The following is a 22,641-nucleotide window of genomic DNA, read 5'->3' as shown; positions in this document are numbered from 1 at the left end:
TGGCTTTATTGCAAATAAAGGGTTAGCCCAATGACCCATTTGCCGTTTTCCTTTCTGGTGGAGGCCACGCCACCGCCGTGCATGCCACTATCGGAAAACTGAAGTTCGGCTGCATCCGGTGAAGTAAACTGAATTTTATAAATGAACTCATCTCGCCGGTGATGCCGGCCTTGAATGAAAGCTTCGATTATCTCGTAAAAATCGTCTTCGCGTTCTTTCGGCACGGATGACAAATCGAACCGGTCATCCAGCAGGTATCGGAGTGTGTTTTTGCGCGCGCGGAAATCCGCTGGTTTTATTTTGAGGGAACGATTCCAGTTTTTAGTTTGGGCCCGCATGAACGGCGCCCAACGTCGAGCCCATTCCTTTTCGCCCCATTTTTCCTGGGGGACGTTTAGTATGAGGAGCTTGGTGCATGCGGCCTTGATTTCCATGTCAACAGTGGGGGCGTTTCTCCTCATCTTATAAATTTGAAGCGCGAGATAATTCCGTTTGTTCCATTCGCATTCGGCGATGCAGTATTCCAAATAGTCGCTCACCGATTCTGGGTTTCCGGCAATGTCGTAACCCATTGTAACAAGAAACGGAATGTCATTTATGATTGCGATGGGTTCGAGCGGCCATTTCTTGCCATCGGGGCGCGGCAGGCTGTTGGGCGCGCCCCACATGGGCGCGCGGAATGCGCCGTCCTTGCGGGCGACAAAAAGCATGCGGCAGAGCGCGACGACTTTGCTGCCATCGGACCGCTTGGCGAGTTTGCGCAAAACGGACACAGCATGGTCCTCTCCTTGTTTTTGCAGTGCGACGGCGAGTTTCAAGTAGCCTTTGGGATCGAATGAAACCTCGGACTGCTCTTTCGTTTTTTCGCTGTAATTGTGGAAGAACGGCGGAAGCTCGGCGAAAAGCTCCTCGATTTCGGCAAAGGTTTGGGGACCGCTGCTTTCCTTCATTCGCTTCGCAAACTCTTCCTTGTTTTGATTTGTCGCGGAGGCGCGCAAAAAAGGCGTGGCGATCATTGTGACCGCAAGTGTCAGCATCAGGTAACAGAAGGTGCTCATCGAGGGTAGTTACAATTCATGGAATAAACGGTGGTGCGTAGCAAATGTTAATGCCAACGCGTTTTTTCGGGACGCATGCAGGGGCGCGCCTGTTTTTTCGGATTGAATCCTACCGATCCTGTCCATCCTGTCTTCGAGCATGAAACTAGGCGTATTTGACAGCGGCATCGGCGGCGAAGCAGTGGCCGACGCATTGCGAAAAACTTTTCCCGGGGCGGAGGTTCTCGTTGTCAACGACCGCGCCAATGTGCCCTACGGCGGCAAATCACCCGAAACCGTGCTATGCCTGACGGACGCGGCGATCCAGTCGCTGCTCGCGAGCAAATGCGATGTGATCATTCTTGCGTGCAACACCGCCACCGCGCTCGCAATCGACGCGCTTCGCGAAAAATATCCCGCGCAAAAATTTATCGGTATCGAACCAATGGTGAAAACGGCGGCCACGTTGACGCGCGGCAAAATCGTCGCGGTTTGCGCAACGTCGGCGACGCTGGCCAGCGCGCGTTACAAACGGCTCGTGCGCGATTACGGGGCCGGGTTGCGCATCATCGAGCCGGATTGCGGTGAGTGGGCGAGCCTGATCGAAAACAATCTGATGAACCGCTCGCACATTCAGAAAACGATCGAGGGTGTGTGCGAGCAGGGCGCCGACGTGATTGTGCTTGGGTGCACGCATTATCACTGGATCAAGGAACTGATCACCGAGCTTGCGGCCGGGCGTGCGCGTGTGATCGAGCCTTCCGAGGCGATTGGCCGTCGCGTAAAAACGTTGCTGGCGCTTGATTGACTAAAAAACGGCAGGAGGGCTCCGTCGCTGCGAAATCACCGCGCGCGGTTTACGCGGGAACGATCCGGCTTTTGTCCAGCTCGATTCCGGCCTCGGCGAGTTGCGCCGGCGTTGTGTTCGTGACGAGGCAGCCGACTTTGTCCCACGCGATGACGTGGTGCGGCGTGTCGCGGGCGAGCTTGGTGGCGTCGATGCAAAAAACATTTTTCGCCGCATGGTCGAGCACCGCGCGTTGCAACTGCACGAGCTCGGGATGCGAATTAAAAACCCCCTTCGGGTTCATTGCCTCGCCGCCCAGAAAGGCGGCGTCGAATTTCCAATCCGCCAGCGCGTCCGGCGCGTGTTTGTTGAAAAGCGACGCCTGGCGGTGCAGGAAAACGCCTCCGAGCAAATGCAGCGTGATGCCGGGCGCGCCGCCGATCACCGAGGCGATGGCGAGGCTGTTGGTGACGACGGTGAGCTGCTGCCCCGGACGCCGCGCGAGCAGCCGCGCAAGCGCAAGCACCGTCGTGCCCGCGTCGAGGAAGATCGTGCCGTGGAGTGGCGCGCGTTTGATTGCGGCGCGCGCAATGAGCGCCTTGGCCGAACGGGCGCGCTTGGCGCGTTCGCCGATCGACGCGAAGGAGATGTTGTAATCGGCCAGCGCGCCGCCGTAAGTGCGCGTGATGTGTCCCTCCGCCTCGATTGCGGCGAGATCGCGGCGCGCGGTGGCTTCGGAAATGCTCAGCCGCGCGCAAATGTCGGCGATGGGCAGAAAGCCGTCGTGCCGGATAAGGGTGCGAAGCCGCTCGCGACGGGCTTCAACAATATGCAGGGGGACGCGCATGAGGATTCAAATTTGTGAGGCGCGATTGTTTTTAAAATATGATTGAGGTCAATCGTTTGAAAATGTGGCCGCGCGCAGTGTGGAGGCGGACATTTGCCCGTCAGCGAAACGGCTTCTTCGTTTTTGCCCGTTGGCTACGCAGCAGATTTGTCCAGACGCACGAAGTGATTTTGTTCGGAGGTGATTCCGAGGCTGAAATGCCAGGCGGTTTCGGGAAGCCATGAGGCGATTTTTTCAGGCCACTCAACGGCGAGGATGTAGGGCGTGATCAGAAAATCCTCCAGCATGAGCGAGTCGATTTGGCGGTCGTTTTCGAGGCGGTAGGCGTCGAGGTGAACGAGGCTGGCAATCGGGCCGCGGTGGATTGTGAAGATGGTGAACGTGGGGCTTGTGATTGAGCTTTGGATGCCGAGACCGTGCGCAAGACCCTGAACGAAGGTTGTTTTGCCCGCGCCGAGATCGCCATGCAGCGCGAGCGTGGCGTTGCGCGGAAGCACGTGCGCGAGGCGTTCGGCGAGCGAGCGTGTTTCCTCTGCGGAATGCGTGGTGAGGCCGGCGCGGAGTTGTTGGAGAAGATCGGGCACGGGAGAAGCCGGAGGCGGAGTTTGCGGATTACGGTTTGCGGTTTTCAGTTGGGCGCGGGCGCGCCAGTTGGAACTTTGATGGCTTGGATAACTGTAAACGGTGAACTGTAAATCGTGAACCTCACAAACATCAGCGGGCGATTGCGAGGTGTTCATAGCCGTGATGGGCTGCAAGGTCGATGGCACCGGGGGCGCGCGGCGCGTGCAACGGGACAAACCGGCCGATGCGAGCGAGCGGGGTTTTCGGAAAACGCGCGCGCCATTTTTTATCAAAGGCGGGGAGGTTTGTTTTTGCGGCGACGGTGAAGAGGAGCTCGTAGTCCTCTCCGTCGCAAAGCGCGTGGACGAGGGGAGGGCGGTTGTCGCCGCGCGCCATTTTTTTCGCGGCGGCGCTGATCGGAATGGCCGTGGCGTCGATCTCCGCCCGCGCCCCGGCGGGCGTGAGCGAGTGAAGGTCTTTTGCGATGCCGTCGCTGATGTCCATCATTGAGCGGACTTCGGCGCGAGCGGCGAGCCACGCGCCCTCGGCGAGACGCGGCGTGAAACGATAGTGTTTTCCCAGAAGGCTTCCGCCAAGCGTGCCGGTGGTGTAGATGTGATCGCCCGCGCGCGCCCCGGTGCGCAGGAGCATGCGGGGCGTCGTGGCACGCCCGATGAGCGTGAGACTGGCGGCAAGCGCGCCGGTGTTTTGCGCGATGTCGCCGCCGATGACGCGAAGCCGGTATGCGCGCGCGCAGGAGGCGAGTCCGCGGTAAAACTGCTCGAGCCATGCGATGCGCACGCCCGGATCGAGCGTGATTGCGAGCACGGCGGCGACTGGCGCGGCGCCCATTGCGGCGAGGTCGCTGAGGTTGCGCTTTAGGAGCTTGGCCCCGACCGCGCGCGGCGGCACGGCGTCGTCGAAATGGCGCCCGTAAATGACGGGGTCGACGGTGACGGCTTGGGCGCGTTTCGAGGGCGCGAGAACGGCGCAATCGTCGCCGATGCCGAGCGGCGCGGGCGGCGAGACGGGGCCGAGCCAGCGGCGGATGCGCGTGATGAGTTTTTCCTCGCCGAGCGCGGAAACAGTTTCGCCGGGTTTGCTGCTGAACGGGTGCATGTGTGTTGACTGGCGCGGGCGTTTTTCGGCTGCTACCGGATGCGCGCGGGCGTCGATGGGCGCGAGGATTTGGGGTTAGTTTGCAAGGCCGAGGAGAATGGTGAGGATTGTGCTGAGGTTTAGCAGAGCGTGCGCGATGATCGGGACCGTGAGGCGTCCGGTGCGCTCGTAGGAAACCGAAAGGATGACGCCGAAAATGAAGAGGAGCGGAAACACGCGCAGATTAAAATGCACCAGCGAAAAAACAAACGAGGGGATGATGAGCGCGATCAGGCGCTGGGTGCGGGTGCGGATGTAGCCAAAAAGCCCCCCGCGAAAAATCGCCTCCTCGGTGACAGGCGCGATGACCACGGCTATGGAAGCAAGCGCGGCAATGCGGGCGGGCGAAGTTTCGTTGATGAAAATTTGGATGAGATCCTGGCTTGCTGCCTCGACACCGGCGCGGTCGAGCAGCCAGTCCCAGGCAAACGCAACCGGAACGAAAACCATGCGCGCGATGCAGAAAACCCCGATGCCAACGAGAATGGCCTGGAGCAGTGGGATTGGCGGGGCTGGCTTGGGTTGCGCGTGCGCGAGGATTGCGAGGCGAGGCAGGCGTTCCATGACCAGAAGAAAGCGCCGGGCGTAGAGCACCGCGGCAATTGCGCCAATGTCGAACGCCCCCTGCGAAAGCATCTGGTTGAAGCCGTTTTTAAGGGAAAAGTCGGAATGGATCCACTTGCAGCATTGCACGAAGAGGCTTTGCGCGAAAAAGGCGGCGAAAACCACGAGGATGCACATTGCCGCGAAATAGGGCCACGAGGCGGCGATGTGCCGGACGCGCGAGTATTGCACGGTCTTGCGCGCGGTGGGGCTCAGTTCCCAATGCCACAGCAGAAACAATCCCGCGATGCAGATGGCGGACATCGTGATGATGATGGAGACGGGTGTGGCGGATTGCTCTGGCATGTGCGGATGCTGGGAAGGATGCTGCGTTTACAGTTTGCGGTTTAACGCTACCGCGCCACTAGAAAATTGCAGTTGGCGGAAATTCCGTGTTTATGGTGTTTTCGTTCTTGTCTTTGCGCTTTGCATCACTTCGTAAAAACGCTGCCATTGCTCGCGTTTCAGTCCGTCCTTGGTTCGCTCGGCTATTGGATCATTCAAATCATAAAATTTCGCGACCATGTTCACAACCTTCGCTTCGTTGGAGCGCAGGGCATGTATGAATCCGTGTTTGAGCAACTCTTCCGCGCCAGCCATCGCGTCGTGGCGTTTTAATATGTCGAGAGTGCATTCGATCATCACCGTGTTGGTCGGATACAACATGCAGCCTTCTTTGATTTTATTCATGATGTTTTTCGGCGGCGCATGATCTGACAGGAACCAAATCGTCGTGAGCATCACATACAACGACTCGCTTTGATACATTGAGAACGCGGTTACGAGCGGCTCCATTGAGTGCGCCACTTCCTCCATCGAAAGTCTGTATGCGGAAAATTGTTCGGAGCGTCGTTGATAGAGGCGCAGCCAGTTCGCCGCCTCGCCGATCTGCCAGCCGAACGCATGAAAGGGGTCTGTTGTTGTCGCTGATGAGGCGCGGATCCTTTGCACGAACGCGTCCGTGGCGTCATGCTGGTTGGATGGCAGGGTTTTCTTGAGGCGCAGATTGGCGACCTCGGCATAGACGCGCGGGCGCGGGATTTTCATTTGCACAAGCTCCTCCAGCCAGTCGGCAGCTTTCTCGCGGTCGCCTTCATCCGCGTAAAGTTCGTTGAGCGCGAGCGAGGCCTTGAACTCGGGATCGTTGAGCACGTTGGGCTGCTCATCCAGCGCCTTGAGGAGCAGCGCGCGGGCGCGAAAATCGTCATTTGCCACGTAAAAGGCATCGCTCAGCAGCCGGGAGCTGCGGGAGCGCACGACCCGCTGCACATCGATCCTTTCGGGTTTCTCCGCAGTATTTGCAATGGGGAGAATGCAACGGTTTGTTTTATATATCTTGGCGAAATACTCCGAGATTTCTTTTTCCATCGTTTTGTAATCAATGCCGAAAATATTTATGAAAACTTCCTCGGAGGCGTCATGTTTATTCAACCAGGCCATGAAGGCGGCCATCGCGGCCCTGTGCCGCCCCTGGTTTCCAAACATGCAATAATAAACAAAATTGAAACAGCGCAGATCGTTTCGCAAATCCTCATTGGTTCTTCTTCCGCGGTTCTGGGAGTGCCAGTGTATCGTGTTTGAAAAACCGTCGATCATTTTGGAAACGGACGGTTTTTTTGCCGCGGCATCGGCCTGGGTTGCGATTTCACTGTTAAATACAACCAGGTATTCGCCGCGATCCACTGCCGATTTTTCGTTCAGATTCAATCTCATGTAACATATCGCCGTCCTAAACCAGTCGTTTACACGGCCGCGCGATCTTGCGTTGGCCCTGCCTCCCAGCGTGTGTTTCACATCGTCGGGCATGATGTCTCCATGGAGGTCGGCCAGTGTCAGAGCCGTGGACAGTCTGTTTGTGCGATAATTATACAGGCGTCCGTTGCGTTTTTCGTAGGTGAAAACTCTCACGCCCTGATCCGCCCTTTTGTGTTCACGCGTGTTTCGTTCCATGACGGAAAACCGATCCTGGCGCGTGGATTCATAGCAGAGCACGTATTTTTTTTGGAGAGTGCGGTTTGTTAAAAATCCCTTGAATTGTGATTTGATGAGATTATGCGAGGTTTCCAACAATGTTGCGAATCTTGTTATAAAATCGATGTCGTCCAAGTTTGAGTATAATTCAAAATTTCCGGTTTTTACGTATTTCCACTCATAGCGCGAGCCGATGACTTCCAGTTCGGGCAGTTCGACAATTCCGGGCTCCGGGACGCCATAGTAGAATTGGGCGAAAGACGACGCAGCCATTGTCAGTGCGAAGAGCAGGCAGGCGAGAGGACGGGGAAGACTTAAGTGCATGGGAGGGGGCTGATTCTGCGGTTTAGGTTTTCCAGTTGGCGTTGTCGCGCCACCGTTGTTGACGCTGAAAGAATCCAAAAAATGTGGTGCTTGCAAGCGTGTGGTGATTGTATCTCTCATGCTTTGCAAGATTTTGACACACTTCCGCCAAAATCGGCAGTCCAATCATATTGCCCGCCATGAAAACCATCTTGTTGCTTTCGTCCCTTTGGCTGACCGCCATGATGTTTGCGGCCGGGGAGATTTCCGTTGCGCAAACGAGCTCCGGCACCGCCTTGCATGTGGATATCCACGACATCCTCGTCAAAAAAGATGAATACAGCATTTTGCCCCAACTCCCCGCCAAGGAGAATAGCGACTTCGTCCGATCTTCCACGATAACGCCGCAGCCGCGCCCTCGGCTCACGGCGGAATTGATGGCGCGGGCGCAAGCACCTCGGCCAAAGGCACCGCCACCCGCGCCTTCTGAGGCGGTTGAGGTGGACCCGGATATTGTCATCATGGAGAGGATGGTGGTCACCAGCAAACCTGTCCGTGACATAGAAATCCGAATTGCTGAAATCGACGACCTGATTGCCCGCAAAACAATGCTCACTGTGCCGACAAAACTCGACGAGGTGCTCAATCATCCAAGGTTGTTTTGGGGATTCTTTGGCGGAGGTAGTTACAAGGCGCGCGCGGACTACGCCAAAAGCGCCATTCAACAATTGGAGTATCAAAAAAAGCTTCTGCTGATAATGCGAGCCACCGTGGTTCGCGAGGAATATGAGCGTTATAAAGCCATGGCCGCGGAGGTGAAGGCAGAGCAGCGTCCAGCCGGTCCCGAACCTTTGGGCGATCCCACAAGCAAAGTGCAATCGGTCTCCCCGTCACGCGCTCCCGCGTCCGCGGAAAAAACAATCGTGATTCCGGTTTCCCAACAGGGCGGGCTTTCCAAATAGAATCAACGGCTGCCCTGCGTGCCCCATCGGCGGTGGAGGAATCGCTCCCACGGCGAGAAGAGGACCTTGTCGGCGAGCAGGCCTATCACAACAATCACAAACATGACACCGATGACTTGCTCCATCGCGTTGAGTTCGCGACCGTAGTGCAGCAGGTGGCCGAGGCCGAAACCGGTGAGGATTGTCACGTAGATTTCGGCGGCCATGAGCGAGCGCCACGCGAAGGCCCAGCCTTGTTTCATGCCGCTCACGATGAAGGGCAGCGAGGCGGGGAGCATGACATGCACCCATGTGTGAATGCCGCGCGAGCCCATGGTGCGCGCGGCGCGGGCATAGATGGGCGGGATGGTGCGCACGCCCGTCTCGGTCGCTATGATCACCGACCAGAGCGTGCCCATGACCACGACAAAAAACATGGCGGACTCGGTTTGCCCGAACCAGATGATCGCGAGCGGCACCCAGCAAACGCTTGGCAGGGTTTGCAGGCCGAGGGCGAGCAGGCCGATGGTGTCCTGAAAAAGTTTGAAGCGGGCGGTGACAAGGCCGAGGGGCAGCCCGATGACGATGCCGCAAAGGTAGCCGAGAAGGAGGCGCTTGACGGTGACGAGCGCGGCGGAGGCGAGCGAGCCATCAAGGACCGCGCCGTAGAGATAGCGGAGCACGTCGCTGGGCGCGGGGATGAGGATGCGGTTGACCCAGCCGAGAAGCGAGGCGGCCTCCCATGCGACGAGCAGGAGAAGGAAAAATGCGATGGCGGAGATAATGCGGGTTTTCATTCGGCGGCTCCGTCTGTGTTGAAGGGTGTGCGGCTGTTGGCGGCGGTGACCACGCCGTCGTTGAGGTAGCCTTTCAGGGCTTGGAGAATCTCGCCGGATTTTTCGGCGAGTGAAACGCTGTTGATGTCGCGCGGGCGGGGAGGGTGATGGGATACTCGTGCCGGATGCGCCCGGGGTGCGGGGAGAAGAGCACGACGCGGTCGCCGAGGCAGACTGCCTCGCGGACATTGTGGGTGACGAAGACGATGGTCTTTTTTCGCTGCGCCCAAATGCGCTGGATGTCGCGGTAGAGTTGTTCGCGCGTGAGGGCGTCGAGCGCGCCGAAAGGTTCGTCCATGAGAAGGACCTTGGGGTTGGGCGCGAGGGCGCGGGCGAGGGCGACGCGCTGCTTCATGCCGCCGGAAAGCTCGTGGATGTTGGCGTGCAGAAAGTTGTCGAGGCCGACGAGGTGCAGGTAATATTTGGCGACTTCGCGGCGCTCGTCAGTTTTGAGGTTGGGTTTGAGGCGGAGGCCGAACATGACGTTGTCGAGCACGTCGAGCCAGGGGAAGAGCGCGTGTTCCTGAAACATGACCATGCGGTCGCGCCCGGGACCGGAGATGCGCTGGCCGTCTGAAAGCACGGAGCCCTCGTCGGCCTGGTCGAGGCCGGCGATGATGTTCAGGAGCGTGCTTTTTCCGCAGCCGCTGGGGCCGACGAGGCACACGAATTCGCCTTCGTTGATTTCGAGCGAGACACCGTCGAGCGCGCGCACGATTTGGTGTTTCGAATGAAAAATCTTCGAAATGTTGCGCACTGAAAGTTTCGACGGCGCTTCGTTTTCGAGTTCCTGTTGAATGCCCATTGAAATTTTGGATTTTGGATAGGGGATTTTCGATTGGGAGCCGCCGCTCCGGCTTCAATCTCGGTGTCGCTCGGCGGCGCGCAATCCAAAATTATTTGGATATGCTTGTGTCGATGAAGCGGTCGAGTTGGGTGTCGTCCTTGATAAACCCGAGCTCGCGGGTTTGGGTGACGAGTTCCTCGAATGGGGCGAGTTTCACATCGGTTGTGAAATGGAGGCGTTTCCACGAGGCTTGCACGAGGTCGAGCGGGATTTCGCGCTTCACGGTGTTGCTGATGCCGCGCTGGACGAGGGTTTGCGCCTCGGCGGAATGTTCGTTGATCCACGCGGTGAGTTCGCGGTGTCCCTGGAGGAATTTTTCCACGAGAGCGCGCTTGTCCTTCAACGCGCCGCTGCTGGCGACGAGGATGGTGGTGATGGCGTCGGTTTGCTCGATGAAGGGTTTGCCGCCGGCTTCGCGCTCGATGCGCGAGACCCAGGGTTCGATGGTCCAGACGGCATCGATCTTGCCTTGCTGAAAGAGCAGAAGCTGGTCGGGGTTGGCGGCGGGGAGGATGGAGACGTCGCCGCCGGTTTGCGTGACACTGAAGCCCTGCGACTTGAGCCAGACGCGCGCGGCGATGTCCTGCGTGTTGGCGAATTGGGGCGTGGCGATTTTTTTGCCGCGAAAGTCGGCCGGCGTCTTGATGTTTGCGGCGGGGCGCACGAGGAGCGCGGCGCCGCCGTAGGCCGCGCCCGCGATGACGCGGATTTCATCGCCGCGCGAACGCATGTAGGCGTTGAGGGCGGGGTTGGGGCCGACGTAGGTCATGTCGATGGAGCCGGCGATCATGGCCTCCATGGCGGTGGGCCCGGCGTTGTAGGCATACCAATGGACTTTGACGCCGGGGCCGAGGCGTTGCTCGAACCAGCCTTTGCCATCGTCAGTCGAGGCGCGCCCGATGACGCCCTGGGCGTGGGTGATATTCGGAAAGTAACCCACGCGCAGCACGGTGAGGTCGGCTTCTTTCTTGCCGCAGCCGGAAATGAGAAGGGCGACGGCGAGCAAAGGAGCAGCGATGAGCAACAGAAATGTGTTTTTTGTTTTCATGTTTGCGAAGGGTTTTGCCGGGTTGTGGGTTTGTGTGCTTTTGCGCACACAAAAGCGCTCTCAAATGATGGGGTGCAGGGCGAGGTGAAATTTCACTTTAGGGTGTTTTTTAATTCAGTTTATGGATTTTTAACCCCGCGGGGCAAAAACCGGGCGGGGGAGGGCCGTTCCCGTGCTTGCCCAGGGCGCGGGGATTTGGTTTGGTCGCGGCAACATGGCACTTGATGAACAGGCTGATCTTTTTGGCGGGAGTTTCGCACCGAAGGGCAAGGCGCGCGGCGCGCGCGCTTTGAGCGCGATGCCGCAAAAACCCTCGGCGGCGCAACCGCTGGCGGCGCGAATGCGGCCGCGCGCGCTGGACGAAATCGTCGGGCAGGAGCATTTGACGGCGAAGGGCGCGCTGCTGCCGCGTTTGATTGCGAGCAACCGTTTTGGCAGTCTGATTTTCTACGGACCACCGGGTTGCGGAAAAACGAGTTTCGCGGAGGTGATCGCGCGCGAGACGAAGAGCCGTTTCGTGCGCATCAACGCGGTGATGTCCAACGTGGCGGAGCTGCGCGAGATTTTGGCGGAGGCGCGATCGCAGCCGGACTCGCCGACGCTGCTGTTCATCGACGAGCTGCACCGTTTCAACAAATCGCAGCAGGATTTGCTGCTGCCGGATGTCGAGGAGGGCTACATCCGGCTCATCGGCGCGACGACGCACAATCCGGGATTTTATGTGAATCCGCCGCTGCTGAGCCGGAGTCATTTGTTCCGGCTGGAGCCGCTCTCGGCCTCGTCGGTGGCGGGTGTGCTGAAGCGCGCGCTGGCCGATTCCGAGCGCGGCCTTGGCTCGCATGGCGTGACCGCGAGCGATGCGGTGCTGTCGGACTTGGCGGTGCTGTGCGACGGCGATTTGCGGCGCGCGCTCAATTCGCTCGAGGTGATCGTGCTGAGCATGCCGCCGGCTGAGGGCGGCGCGAAACGCGAGATCACGCCGGAGGAACTGGAGGCGTTCGCGCGCGAGCGGCGCGTGCGCTATGACGCCGACGAGGACGAGCATTACGACACAATTTCGGTTTTCATCAAAAGCTGTCGTGGCAGCGATCCGGACGCGGCGCTTTACTGGCTGGCCAAAATGCTGGCGGGCGGCGAAGACCCGCGATTTATCGCGCGGCGCTTGGTGATTCTGGCGTCGGAAGACGTGGGACTGGCCGATCCGCTGGCGTTGCCGCTGGCGGTGGCGGCGCATCATGCGTGCGATTTTGTCGGCCTTCCGGAGTGCGAATACGCGCTGGCGCACGCGACGGTTTACATCGCGTGCGCGTGCAAGAGCAACTCGATCACGCTCGGCCTGCACGCGGCGAAGGCGCAGATCGCGAGCGGCGTGGTGCAGCGAGTGCCGGAGTCCTGCCGTTCAAGCAGCGGCCAGGCGAACAAACGCATGGGGCAGGGCAGGGACTACATGTATGCGCACGATTACCCGGAGAATATTTCGGGACAGGCCTACCTGGAAAAACCGATGTCGCTGTTCACGCCGAAGACGGCGGGCTCGGAGGCGCGAATCGCCGAGCGGCTCGCCCGCTGGCGCGAAATGCGCGCGTCGATTCAGGCGGAGATGCGCGGGAGAAGGAAAGGGTGAGCGACTATTTTTTCGTCCTCACTGACGAGGCGTGGATACCGTCGATTGAGGCGAATTAATTGCTAGATTGGTGCGGGATTGGTCAATTTGGCGCTCTTTATTGTCATGTAATCATCCTTGCATTTCAGGAGTGTAACTCCATAAATGCAAGGTAGTATGATTGCCCGCCAGATCCTTCCATTGTTGAAAGCACGCCTGTCCGAACGTTCGGCAGTCGCATTGCTCGGGCCTCGGCAAGTTGGCAAGACGACCCTCGCGCTCACCGTGGCCGACTCCATGCCTTCCTCGGTTTATCTCGACCTCGAATCCGAAAGCGACTTGGCGAAACTCAGCGACCCGGAACTCTATCTCTCGAAGCACGAGGACGACTGCGTGATTCTCGATGAAATCCAGCGCAAACCCGGGCTCTTTCAAACCCTGCGTGGCAGCATTGACCGCATTCGGCGTCAGAAAAAGAACGGACGATTTCTGCTGCTCGGTTCCGCGTCGCTCGACCTTCTGCGACAATCCAGCGAATCCCTCGCCGGGCGCATCAGTTACATTGAACTTAGCCCGCTCACGCTTGAGGAGGTCGGCCAAAAACATGCCTCCGCGCTCTGGGTGCGCGGAGGTTTCCCCGAAAGTTTCACGGCCAAAACCGACGCAGCCAGCATGTCGTGGCGGCGGGACTTTATTCGCACTTACCTCGAACGAGACATCCCTCAGCTTGGCCCGCGCATTCCCGCGGAAACATTGCGCCGCTTTTGGACGATGCTCGCGCACCGGCATGGCGGACTGCACAACGCCGCCACCATCGCCCAGTCGCTCGGGGTTGATGGCAAGACTGTCGCCTCGTATCTGGATTTGTTCGTCGATCTCCTGCTCGTCCGCCGTCTCGAACCGTGGCATCAAAACGTCGGCAAACGCCTGGTGAAATCACCGAAAATCTATTTTCGCGACACCGGCCTGCTTCATTGTCTGCTTGGTATTGACACCGAGGACGACTTGCTCGGACATCCAGTCGTCGGAGCCTCTTGGGAGGGGCATGTGATCGAAAACATAATCGCGGCCATGCCCGAGGGCGCGCATTGTTATTTTTACCGAACCTCGGCGGGCGCGGAAATTGACCTTGTTATGGAGTTGCCCAAGCGCCGCCGCTGGGCAGTGGAGATCAAAAAAGGCCTCGCGCCAACTGTGAGCAAAGGATTCCACATAGGTTGCGCAGACATAAAGGCCACACGGCAATGGGTCATTTATTCAGGCGGGGAAACATATCCGCTGGACGCCAAAACGACCGCAATATCACTGGGGAAATTCATACGAGGCCTTCGCACGGATGAAACTTGATCGACGATGATTCTCCTATTTTTTCGTCCTCACCGACGAGGCGTAGATGCCGATCACGCACAGCACCACGAATATTATGAATGTGATGCGCAGGCTTTGCATGAACTGGGGGAAAATCTCCGGTGTGATTTGCCTGTTGCCGATTTTTAGCGCGATCACCATTCCCGCGATGCCCATGCTGAAGGCCTGGCCGGTCAGACGCATCGTGCCGGTTGTGGCGGAGGCCTGGCCGTAGTGTTTCTTGTCCACCGAGCCCATTATGACGTTTGTGTTTGGCGAGGAAAACAGGCCGAACCCGAGGCCGAGCAAAAACAGACTGCCGATGATGACCCCGATGGGTGTTGTCGGCGACAAAAACAGCATGATCACAAGGCCGGCGACGATTACCGCCATGCCAAACGTGGCAAGGCGCGATGCCGAAAAACGGTCGGACAATCGCCCTGAGACAAGCGCGAACACGGCCATCACGCACGCTTGCGATATCAATATCAAGCCGGCGTGCCGCGCGTCCATTCCCTTTATATATTGCAAATATAAACTCAGCATGAACGCGATTGCCGACGTGGCCGCGTAATTGATGAGCGTGGCGAGCGAGGAAAACGCAAAGACGCGGTTCTCGCTGAACAGTTTTAAGTTGATCAACGGCGCGTCGCAGCGCCGCTCATAATATACAAACGCAAATAGCGCCGCGCCGCCGATTGACAGCCACACAAAACCGTCGATGGATGACAGCCGCGTGAAGCCGCAGATCAACCCCATGATCCCGATTCCATACAGCACGCTGCCCGCGTAATCGAACCGCTCGCCCTTCGCCACCGTCCATTCCCCCTTCAAATAGACGCGCGCAAATATATGCACCGCGAAGCTGACCGCCCCGCTGACAAAGAAAATGCTTTGCCACCCGAAATAATGCGTGAGCAGCCCGCCGACAAACGGACCCGCCGCGAGCGACGAATAGACCATGGCCGTGTTGATGCCGAGCACCTTGCCGCGCTCATGCGGCGGAAACACCGAGGTGAGGATGGCGATGTTGTTGCCGAACATCATCGCGCAGCACATCCCGGCGAGAAAACGGAGCGCAATCAACACCGTTCCCGACGGGGCAAACCCCGATGCGAAAGTGAACAGCGAAAACCCGAGCACACCCCAAACGAACACGCGCTTGCGCCCGAGCAAGTCGCCCATGCGCGCCGCGGGAACCTGAAAAATCGCGGTGGGAATCAGGTAGGCGATTGTGAGCCAGGTAAGCTCGACGGCATCAAGCGAAAGCGACGCGCTGATCTCCGGCAGCGCGAGGTTGAGCGCCGACCCCATGAACGGTGCCAAGAACGCCGCGGTGCAAATCACCAGCAGCGCGCGACCGGAATGGGTGGAGTGTGCGTGATCGGACATTATGTGATAATAAAAATTGTCCGGCGAGTCTGGCATGTCGGCGAAACGGGTGCAATGCCGTGATGGTGCGGACGCGGGTTTAACCACGTTTTGAAGACATGCCGGTGCCAAGGCCGCGTTTATTCGGAGATGATCGTTCGAAAGCACTTTTGCGTCTCCGACGATGGTCATTGGTCAACAGCGCGCTTGCTCTTTTGGCGGCGGGCTCTTTAAGTCCGCCCCGATTGTCGTTTTCCACAAGCAAAACCAACTTCACATGAGCACACCGACACGTCCTCTCTCAACATGGGCCCAGAACATAGCGCCGTCCCCGACGCTCGCCGTTGACGCAAAAGCCAAGGCGATGATTGCCGCGGGCGAAGATGTTTGCGGTTTCGCCGCGGGCGAACCCGACTTTGACACGCCCGAGCACATCAAGGAGGCGTGCATCGCCGCGCTCAAGTCCGGCAAAACCAAATACGCGCCCACGCCCGGCATCCTGCCGCTTCGCGAGGCCATTGCCGCGGACTACGCCGCGCGCGCCGGCCTCAACTTCACGCCCGCGCAGGTTGTTGTTTCGCCCGGCGGCAAATTTTCCTGCTACCTTGCGATCATGGCCGTGTGCTCGCCCGGCGACGAGGTGATCCTCCCCGCGCCGTATTGGGTGAGCTATCCCGAAATGATCAAGCTCGCCGGCGCGACGCCCAAGATCGTGCTTGCCGACGACACGACCGGGTTCCGCCTGACCGCCGCGCAAGTCGAGGCCGCCGTCACGCCGAAGACAAAACTCATCATCATCAACTCTCCCTCGAATCCGACCGGAGCCGTTTACACTCGCGCCGAGATGGAGGCGATCATGGCCGTCGCCCTCAAGCACAACCTCTACGTGATGTCCGACGAGATCTACGAGCATCTCATCTACGACGGCGCCAAGCATGTGTCGCCCGCGACCTTCTCGGCGGAAGCCGCTGCGCGCACGATCACGGTGTCCGGATTTTCAAAAACCTACTCGATGACGGGCTGGCGCCTTGGCACGCTTGTCGCGCCCGCGCCAATTGCCAAGGCCGTTGCGGAAATCCAAAGCCAGACAAGCTCGAACGCCACGACCTTCGCCCAATACGGCGCGCTTGCGGCGCTCACCGAAAAGGAAAAAACGAAGGCGGCCGTTGAGGCGATGATGGCGGCATTTGATCGCCGCCGCAAATACCTGCACGCCGAGATAAACAAAATCCCCGGCATTTCGTGCCTGCTTGCGCAAGGCGCGTTTTATCTGTTCCCGAACATCAGCAAGTTCGGCCTTTCCTCGGCTGAATTCTGCGAAAAACTGCTCGAACAGCAAAAGGTCGCGGCGGTGTTTGGCAGCGCGTTCGGCGCGGAGGGTTACCTGCGTCTCAGCTACGCGACGAGCGACGAGATGATCAAGAAAGGCGTTGAGCGCCTGGCCGCGTTTTGCGCCAACCTGAAACGCTGAGCGTGGTTCGAAAGTTTGATCGAAATACATATTAAAACCAAAACGGCAGCCCTGCTCAGGGCTGCCGTTTTGGTTTTTTCAGTCGCATTTTGAGCAAAAAATAAACCGGACATACTCTTGCCGCAACGCGAACGGAGACGAGGACGGCTCAACTTCGCCTACTCGCGCTTCGTCGGAAACCGCGCGCCTTGCGCGTTGAGCGTGTCGAGCAGTGTTTTTTTCATGTTGGCGGCAATTTGTGTTTTGAGGGACGACAGATCATTCTTTTCGAGGGGATCGTTTTTGAGGTCAAAAAGTTCAAGGCGATCATCCTCGTAGAAATAAATGAGTTTCAGGTCTCCTTTTCTGATGGAGGAGATCGGCTTGGTTCCGGTGACCCGCGGGTGATAGAAGGGGAAATGCCATGTCAGTGTGTCCCTCGGCAGGGCCTTTGCCTTGCCGGTGAGAAGGGGCAGGAAGCTCATGCTGTCCACCGCGCTCGCCGGTTTTTTAACGCCCAAGGCCTCGCAAAATGTCGCCATAAAATCGGTGCCGATCACGGGTGTGTCGTTGACGGAGCCTGCGTCGATTATTCCGGGCCAGCGAGCCATCAACGGCACTCGGGTGCCGCCCTCGTAGAGCGTCCACTTGCCGCCGCGCAATCCGCCATTGTCGGCAAAACGGGGATCGCCGCCATTGTCGGACATCAGGACGAACAGGGTGTTTTGTGCCAGGCCAAGCGAGTCCATCTCGTCCAGCACGCGCCCGACAAGATGATCCATCGTTTCCACAAAAGCGGCATACTCGATGTGTTCCTTGTCCATCTGCAAACCCATGCGGGCGGCCTTGGCCTTGTATTTTTTAATCAACCATTCGCAGCGGGTGTGAATGGGGGCGTGCACATAATAATGCGAAAGGCAGAGAAAGAATTTTTCATCCCGGTGCGCTCTCAAAAAATCGATCATCCTGTCGGTAAGAAGGTCGGGCGCGAACTCGCCCTCCTTAAAATCGCCGTATCCCGGACGGTTCTTTTTTCCTTTCGGGTAACTGTAGGGATGGCTGCCTCGCTCCTCGTTTACATGGACAAAACCTTGTTTGTCCGGCCCCTGGCTGCCGTAGCCGAGATAGCGTTCGTTTCCGGGAACCCCGTGCTCCGAAAGATGCCACTTTCCAAAATATCCGGTGACATAACCGGCAGCCCCCATCACATCGCCCATGCTGGTTTCCGCCGGATCAAGAAAACGAGGGAAATCGGGTTGCCTCAAAACGGTGCCGGGCGGCGGCTTGGAACCGCGCGCCTGAATAACAAATTCGAAATTCAACCGTGCCGGGGATTTTCCCGTCATGATGGCGGCGCGGGTTGCCGAGCAAATCGGCGCGGGCGCGTAGGCGTTGGTGAATCGCATTCCTTCCTTGGCAAGACGGTCGAAATTTGGCGTCTCCGCAAATCTCCCGCCATAAGGCCCGGTGTCGCCCCAGCCGAGGTCGTCAACAAGCATCAAAACGATATTTTTCGGTTGGGATGCCGCGGGAATTGACACGGCACTCGCCGCAAAAGCGCACACGCCAAGCGTCGTTTGAATCAGAGGTAATTTGGGTGACATGCGCGTCAAAGGAATCGTTTTTCTTCGCACGGTCAAGAAGCCCGCGGGATTTGCCCGTTTTGCTTGGGCGAAATCCATATCCGGTCCTCCCGCATCAATCCCGCCCATTATGCCGTAATGGGTGTTTTTTGAAAATCAGGTTTGGTGAGGTTGGCGCTTACGCAACATCCCGCCGTGGCTTGCGGTTCATTTGCCACTTGGCTTGGCCTTGCGGACGCGCTTGAGGAGTTCCTTCTTCAACTTGTCCAAGCCGTCGCCGGTCAGGCAGGAGATTTTCAGGATGTCCACTTTGTGCCGGGTCTTGAACTTCTTCAGGTTCTTTTCGGCCTCGGGGATGTCCATTTTGTTGGCGACGACAATGCGCGCTTTTTTCGCAAGCGCCGGATCGTAGAGCTTTAGTTCCTTGAGGAGCGTGGCGTAGTCGTCGCGCGGGTCGCGGGCGTCGGTGCCCGCCATGTCGATCAGGAACATGAGCAGCGTGCAGCGCTCGATGTGGCGCAGGAAGCGATGACCGAGGCCGCGGTTTTCGCTCGCGCCCTCGATGAGGCCGGGCACGTCGGCGATGAGCAGGCGGTCCTGCGTTTTCAGGTCGTTGTATTCGATGACGCCGATCTGCGGGTGCAGCGTTGTGAAAGGATACGCGGCGGTCTTGGGGTGCGCCTTGGTGATTTTGCTCGTGAGCGAGGATTTGCCGGCGTTGGGAAATCCAACAAGGCCGATGTCGGCGATGCTTTTGAGGACAAGCCGGAACGTGCCGCCCTCGCCGGGCGCGCCGGGGTTGGCGCGCTTGGGGGCGCGGTTGGTGGAGCTTTTGAAACGGGTGTTGCCCCAGCCGCCGTTGCCGCCCTTGCAAAGCACGATGCGCTCGCCTTCGTGCACGATCTCGGCGACGGCCTTGCCGGTCTCCTCGTTGATGACGACGGTGCCGAGCGGCATTTTCAAAATGGCGGAGCGGCCTTCGCGTCCGTTGCAGTCGGAGCCCATGCCGTGCTCGCCGCGCTCGCCCTTCCAGTGGGGCTTGTATTTGTAGTCGATGAGATTGTTGGTGTTCACATCGCCGAGGAGCACGATGTCGCCGCCGCGCCCGCCGTCGCCGCCGTTGGGGCCGCCCCAGGGTTCGTATTTTTCGCGGCGGAAGCTGATGCAGCCGCGTCCGCCGTCACCGGCTTGGGCTTTGATTACACATTCGTCGATAAACATAATTGAATGCGGAATGTGGAATGCGGAATGCGGAGTGTGGCGAGCCTGTAATGGTGGCGCGCGTGTTATTTTTTGCGCGACTTGCCGGAGCCGCCCGGCGAGGGAAGACGATTCTCGGGATGTCGTCGGGTTGCGCGGGCTCGGTGACGGGCGCCGGGGCGGGGGCGGATTGCGGCTCGGGTGTCGGCGCGACAGGCGATGGCGCCGCGATGGCCGAAACGGGCGAGAGGGGGATTTCGGAAAGTTTGGCGAAGGCGGATTCGATGAGCTCGGCGATTTTCGCGTCGCGCGCAACGCGGTTTGGCGTGCCCATGGAAACGACTATCACGCGGCGTCCGTCGCGCTCGGCGGTGGCGGAGAGGCAGAACCCGGCGCCGTTGGTGAATCCGGTTTTGAGCCCGTCCACCCCCGGGACTTTGCCGAGGAGCTTGTTGTGATTGACCATGTCGGTTTGTGATTTTTGCGGACGCGTATTCACGCCGAATTTGCGCAACCGCACCGAGGTGTATTTGAGGATATCGGTGTGGGCGATGAGATGGCGGGAGAGCAGGGCGATATCGCGCGGGGTGGAGAGGTCTCCCTCACTGATTTTGCGGCTGGCCGGCGGAAGGCCGTGGGGAGTGACGAAGGTGGTGTTTGTCATGCCGAGCTGGCGGGCGCGTATGTTCATGCGCTCGACAAACGCGGCGCGCGAGCCGGCCGTGGCGCGCGCAAGGGCATTTGCGCAGTCGTTGGCGGAGTGAATCATGAGTGCGTAGAGCAGTTCCTCGACGGGGAAGACCTCCTTTTCCTTGAGCCAGACTTGCGTGCCTCCGAGCCGGCTGTCCTCGGCGGTGACGGTGACGGGTGTGTCGAGCGAGATTTGGCCGGCCTTGATTGCGTCATGCACGACAAGAAAGGTCATCAGTTTCGTGATGCTGGCGGGCGGGTTGATAATATCGGCGTTATCCTCGAAGAGCACGGAGCCGTCCTGCACATTGATGGTGATGGCACCCTTGTAAACGGCCGGCGCGGCGGCGGGCTTGGCTGATTTTTTGGGCGCGGCGTGGAGTGCCGGTTGCGATGCGGCGAACAGGAAAAGTGCGAATGCGGTGAACAGGATGCGCTGGGAAAAACGGATTCTCATTTCGGAACCGTCAAAAATGAGCGTCCACGCGCAGGGTTAAAGGATGAAATGCGGGGTGTCGCGAAAATGAGTGCGCCGCAAGAGGATCCAAGTGCGTTTGCTGCAAACTTTTTTATGGGGAACCGGGTTCCGAATATTATTCGTCCTCGGCCAAACCGTCGCTTTCGTCGTCATCGTCGCTGCTTCCCCATCCGCCGCTGCCGGGGCCGCTTTCGAAGAATCCTTCGTTGGTGAGAATCACAGTGACCTGTTCGGCGATTTTTCGGAGGTCGGCTTGCTGAAGTTCCGGATGCTCGGCTGCGAGCAATTCGAGCAAGATCGAACGGGCTTCCGATGGGTTCGTGCAACCATCGAGCGTTTCATCCGCACGATTGGCCGTTTCGTCGATGAGTGTCTTGAGGTTCATGATGCGGGAAAATTAAGCGTTTTTTGGGAGAAGGCAAACCGGCGTTTTTGCGGCAGGCGTTTTGCACTCCATGCAAACAAGGGTGCCCCAACGCCAGCCAGCGTGTAAAAAATTCTGCGTCAGATTACCCGCGCGTGCATTGGCGGGGCGGAGTCGTCCGGGCCGGCCGGCTTGGCAAGCGTGGTGTCGAAACGCATGGCGGCCAGGCGCAGCAGCGGAACGCCCACTGGTGTGATTTCCAATTTGTCGGAGGTCAGTCGCACGATTCCATCGGCTACCAAATCCGACATCGAGGCGAGTTCGCAGGCGTAGGTTTGCGCAAAGTCAACGCCCAGCTCCGCCGACATCGAGGCGAAGTCGATTTGGCGGTTGCACATGATGCGCATGATGATCGTGCGACGGCGCTGGTCCTCGGCACTGAGGCACAGGGCGCGCGCCACCGGCAGGCGTCCGCCGGCGAGAATCGAGCGGTAGGCGGCGAGGTCCTTTGTGTTTTGCCAGTATGCGGTGCGGGTTTGCGAAATCGCCGACATGCCGAACGCATAGAGCGATGTTCCGGCCTTCGTGCTGTAGCCTTGAAAATTGCGTTGCAGCGTGCCGTTGCGCAGCGCCGCGGCGAGTTCGTCGTCGGGTTTTGCAAAATGATCCAGCCCGATGTCCACAAAACCGGCGCCGGTGAGCTGCTTGTGCGCGAGCGCAAACATGGCCAGTTTTTCCTCGGCTCCGGGAAGCTGCCCGCGGTCCTCGAAAATGCGTTGCGCGGGTTTTATCCAGGGGATGTGCGCGTAACTGAAGATCGAGAATCGGTCGGGCGAAAGCGCGAGCACATCGTCCAGCGTGCGCTCGAAGGATGCGGCGGTTTGCAACGGCAGCCCGTAGATCAGGTCGAAGTTGATCGATGTGAAACCCTGCTCGCGCAGCCATGCGACGGCCTGCCGGTTCAGGGTGTTTGGCTGGTAGCGGTGGATCGCGAGCTGAACGCGGCGGTTGGTGTCTTGTATGCCGAGCGAGGCGCGCGTCGCGCCCATTTCGCGCAGCGCGTGCACATGCTCTTGCGAAAATTTGCGCGGATCAATTTCAACGCTCACCTCGGCATCCGGCGCATAGGCGAAGTGCGCGCGCACGAGGCCGTTCAGGCGTCGCAGTTGGTCGGGCGTGAAAAAGGTGGGCGAGCCGCCGCCGAGGTGCAGTTGCGCGACCTTGCGCCGACGGTCGATTTTGCTCGTGACCAGTTCCAGTTCGCGCGCGAGGTCGTCCAGGTAGGCGTCCGCCGCGCCTTGGTCGCGCGTGATCACCGCCGTGCATCCGCAATACCAGCAGCGCGACTCGCAAAACGGCAGGTGAAAATACAGCGAGAGCGGCTGCCCGCCTTCGGCGTCCGCGGCGGGATTGTTGTCCTCGGCGATCGCGTCCCCGGCGCGCAGCAAGGCCAGGTCCTCTGAAAATTTGGTTGCGGGCGGATAGGATGTGTAACGGGGGGCCGCGACATGGGAATACTTGCGCACCAAATCAAGGTCAAAGGCCGACGCGCATGCGCGGGGCGCCGCGTCGGGGGCGTTGGTGGAGGTTATGTGGGACTGATCCATGTCGTG

General features: G+C 59.0%; 21 protein-coding genes. 5 read left to right on the top strand and 16 right to left on the bottom strand.

The features are described from left to right. Positions 1-5: 5 nt before the first annotated feature. Entirely contained in the window at positions 6-1,058 is a 1,053-nt protein-coding gene (locus CKA38_RS14845; RefSeq protein WP_108826266.1) for a hypothetical protein, read from the bottom strand. A 139-nt stretch (positions 1,059-1,197) separates the two neighbouring features. On the opposite strand from CKA38_RS14845, the gene murI reads away from it, so the two are divergent. Next, a complete protein-coding gene (murI, locus tag CKA38_RS14840) occupies positions 1,198-1,845 on the top strand; it encodes a glutamate racemase (protein WP_108826265.1) in 648 nt (215 codons plus the stop codon). 49 nt (positions 1,846-1,894) lie between these two features. Here the strand turns inward: murI and CKA38_RS14835 are convergent, their stop codons facing one another. From CKA38_RS14835 to CKA38_RS14810, 6 genes are all read right to left on the bottom strand, one after another. Continuing rightward, positions 1,895-2,671, bottom strand: a complete 777-nt coding sequence (locus CKA38_RS14835) for a DeoR/GlpR family DNA-binding transcription regulator (RefSeq protein ID WP_108826264.1) — start codon at positions 2,669-2,671, stop codon at positions 1,895-1,897. Positions 2,672-2,805: 134 nt separating this feature from the next. Beyond that, the gene (gene tsaE / locus CKA38_RS14830) at positions 2,806-3,255 is read right to left on the bottom strand and encodes a tRNA (adenosine(37)-N6)-threonylcarbamoyltransferase complex ATPase subunit type 1 TsaE (protein WP_236919063.1); all 450 of its coding nucleotides are present in this window, start codon (positions 3,253-3,255) and stop codon (positions 2,806-2,808) included. A gap of 130 nt (positions 3,256-3,385) precedes the next feature. Continuing rightward, positions 3,386-4,354, bottom strand: coding sequence for a thiamine-phosphate kinase (thiL, locus tag CKA38_RS14825; protein ID WP_108826262.1), 969 nt, complete (start codon positions 4,352-4,354; stop codon positions 3,386-3,388). A gap of 75 nt (positions 4,355-4,429) precedes the next feature. Further along, entirely contained in the window at positions 4,430-5,302 is an 873-nt protein-coding gene (locus CKA38_RS14820) for a CPBP family intramembrane glutamic endopeptidase (RefSeq protein WP_108826261.1), read from the bottom strand. 90 nt (positions 5,303-5,392) lie between these two features. Next, a complete protein-coding gene (locus CKA38_RS14815) occupies positions 5,393-7,291 on the bottom strand; it encodes a tetratricopeptide repeat protein (RefSeq protein WP_152032897.1) in 1,899 nt (632 codons plus the stop codon). Positions 7,292-7,313: 22 nt separating this feature from the next. After that, entirely contained in the window at positions 7,314-7,514 is a 201-nt protein-coding gene (locus tag CKA38_RS14810) for a hypothetical protein (protein ID WP_108826259.1), read from the bottom strand. A gap of 58 nt (positions 7,515-7,572) precedes the next feature. Here CKA38_RS14810 and CKA38_RS14805 point away from each other — a divergent pair, with 58 nt between their 5' ends. Continuing rightward, on the top strand, positions 7,573-8,232 hold the full coding sequence (locus CKA38_RS14805) for a hypothetical protein (protein ID WP_152032896.1): 660 nt from the start codon (positions 7,573-7,575) through the stop codon (positions 8,230-8,232). Between the two features lie 2 nt (positions 8,233-8,234). Here the strand turns inward: CKA38_RS14805 and CKA38_RS14800 are convergent, their stop codons facing one another. The 3 genes from CKA38_RS14800 to CKA38_RS14790 all read right to left on the bottom strand — a co-directional run bounded on the left by CKA38_RS14800 (position 8,235) and on the right by CKA38_RS14790 (position 10,942). Beyond that, the gene (locus tag CKA38_RS14800; RefSeq protein ID WP_108826257.1) at positions 8,235-9,008 is read right to left on the bottom strand and encodes an ABC transporter permease; all 774 of its coding nucleotides are present in this window, start codon (positions 9,006-9,008) and stop codon (positions 8,235-8,237) included. 73 nt (positions 9,009-9,081) lie between these two features. Continuing rightward, the gene (locus CKA38_RS14795) at positions 9,082-9,852 is read right to left on the bottom strand and encodes an ABC transporter ATP-binding protein (RefSeq protein WP_202863926.1); all 771 of its coding nucleotides are present in this window, start codon (positions 9,850-9,852) and stop codon (positions 9,082-9,084) included. Positions 9,853-9,943: 91 nt separating this feature from the next. After that, complete coding sequence (locus CKA38_RS14790; protein ID WP_108826624.1) at positions 9,944-10,942, bottom strand: ABC transporter substrate-binding protein; 999 nt, start codon at positions 10,940-10,942, stop codon at positions 9,944-9,946. Between the two features lie 172 nt (positions 10,943-11,114). Between CKA38_RS14790 and CKA38_RS14785 the strand changes: the two genes are divergently transcribed. Next, on the top strand, positions 11,115-12,566 hold the full coding sequence (locus CKA38_RS14785; protein WP_236919062.1) for a replication-associated recombination protein A: 1,452 nt from the start codon (positions 11,115-11,117) through the stop codon (positions 12,564-12,566). Positions 12,567-12,722: 156 nt separating this feature from the next. After that, positions 12,723-13,892 carry an ATP-binding protein gene (locus CKA38_RS14780; RefSeq protein WP_108826255.1) on the top strand — a complete coding sequence of 390 codons (1,170 nt, stop codon included), beginning with the start codon at positions 12,723-12,725 and terminating at the stop codon, positions 13,890-13,892. 15 nt (positions 13,893-13,907) lie between these two features. Here CKA38_RS14780 and CKA38_RS14775 read toward each other — a convergent pair whose 3' ends face one another. After that, complete coding sequence (locus tag CKA38_RS14775; protein WP_108826623.1) at positions 13,908-15,284, bottom strand: MFS transporter; 1,377 nt, start codon at positions 15,282-15,284, stop codon at positions 13,908-13,910. A 256-nt stretch (positions 15,285-15,540) separates the two neighbouring features. On the opposite strand from CKA38_RS14775, the gene CKA38_RS14770 reads away from it, so the two are divergent. Then, a complete protein-coding gene (locus CKA38_RS14770; protein WP_108826622.1) occupies positions 15,541-16,734 on the top strand; it encodes a pyridoxal phosphate-dependent aminotransferase in 1,194 nt (397 codons plus the stop codon). Positions 16,735-16,892: 158 nt separating this feature from the next. On the opposite strand, the gene CKA38_RS14765 is transcribed toward CKA38_RS14770, so the two are convergent. From CKA38_RS14765 to hemN, 5 genes are all read right to left on the bottom strand, one after another. Then, positions 16,893-18,254, bottom strand: coding sequence for a sulfatase (locus CKA38_RS14765; protein ID WP_343192841.1), 1,362 nt, complete (start codon positions 18,252-18,254; stop codon positions 16,893-16,895). A gap of 249 nt (positions 18,255-18,503) precedes the next feature. Further along, positions 18,504-19,517, bottom strand: coding sequence for a GTPase ObgE (obgE, locus tag CKA38_RS14760; protein ID WP_108826254.1), 1,014 nt, complete (start codon positions 19,515-19,517; stop codon positions 18,504-18,506). Beyond that, complete coding sequence (locus tag CKA38_RS14755; protein ID WP_108826253.1) at positions 19,477-20,643, bottom strand: D-alanyl-D-alanine carboxypeptidase family protein; 1,167 nt, start codon at positions 20,641-20,643, stop codon at positions 19,477-19,479. The genes obgE and CKA38_RS14755 overlap by 41 nt, the downstream gene beginning before the upstream one ends. A gap of 136 nt (positions 20,644-20,779) precedes the next feature. After that, on the bottom strand, positions 20,780-21,049 hold the full coding sequence (locus CKA38_RS14750) for a hypothetical protein (RefSeq protein WP_108826252.1): 270 nt from the start codon (positions 21,047-21,049) through the stop codon (positions 20,780-20,782). 119 nt (positions 21,050-21,168) lie between these two features. Continuing rightward, positions 21,169-22,635 carry an oxygen-independent coproporphyrinogen III oxidase gene (hemN, locus tag CKA38_RS14745; protein ID WP_108826251.1) on the bottom strand — a complete coding sequence of 489 codons (1,467 nt, stop codon included), beginning with the start codon at positions 22,633-22,635 and terminating at the stop codon, positions 21,169-21,171. Between the last annotated feature and the right edge of the window lie 6 nt (positions 22,636-22,641).

It is taken from the genome of Ereboglobus luteus, assembly GCF_003096195.1.
Classification (GTDB): Bacteria; Verrucomicrobiota; Verrucomicrobiia; order Opitutales; family Opitutaceae; genus Ereboglobus; species Ereboglobus luteus.
The sequence above is the reverse complement of the archived record's forward strand: the minus strand, read 5'-3'. Positions and strand labels throughout refer to the sequence as shown.